The following is a 665-nucleotide window of genomic DNA, read 5'->3' as shown; positions in this document are numbered from 1 at the left end:
GCCGCCTGGCTGCCGCCGCCGGCCGCGCCCAGGCCCACGGCCACGACGCGGGAGAGATGCCCGCCGGGCGCCCAGAGCGTGGTGGCCTGGCCCTTGCGGCCCTTGAAGCCCGCGGCTTCCAGCCCGCGCGCGATGGCGCCCCCGGTGGCCTCATCCGCCTGCTTCGCCAGGCCATCGAGCACGAATCCCTCGGCCAGCGGCAGCACCAGGGCGCCGGCGCGGGGAAGGACGGGCCTGACGAAGAGGATATCGGTCATCGGCGGTTCCATCTTTGGGGGAAGAGCGGGAAGGGAGGATGGATCGGGTCCGCCCGAAGGATAGCCATGGCGGTGCCGATGCGCCATGGCACCCGGGCGGGACGGGCTTGGGCGCGGCCGGAAATGGCGCGATAGTGCGCGGGGGCCGCCGCCGTGGCGGGCCGGAAGGCTGAACCAGCAAACGCCCTTCGCGTTGATGGCAGACATTCCAGCAATCAGAGGAAGGAAGGCGGGTGCGAGATCACCAAAGCCCCGCCACGCCCGTGGCGAACGAGAATGGCTTCATCCGGGCAGTGGAGAGCGGTGCCACGCCGGAGGCGGAGAGTGGCGGCGGTGGGGCGCCGCCCCACAGCCCGCCGCCGCCCGGCGCCTCGGCCAGCGAACGTGGCCCGCGTGGCGTGCCGGGCG

At 73.8% G+C, this 665-nt stretch carries 1 protein-coding gene; it reads right to left on the bottom strand.

The window, feature by feature from the left end; genetic code table 11:
* A partial coding sequence (locus IBL25_RS26510; protein WP_275296079.1) for a M17 family peptidase N-terminal domain-containing protein occupies nt 1–257 on the bottom strand: 257 nt, incomplete at its 3' end.
* Nucleotides 258–665: the final 408 nt, after the last annotated feature.

It is taken from the genome of Pseudoroseomonas ludipueritiae (assembly GCF_014490445.1).
Classification (GTDB): Bacteria; Pseudomonadota; Alphaproteobacteria; order Acetobacterales; family Acetobacteraceae; genus Pseudoroseomonas; species Pseudoroseomonas ludipueritiae.
Note: the sequence above shows the minus strand (reverse complement) of the source record. Positions and strands in the feature narration are given on the sequence as shown.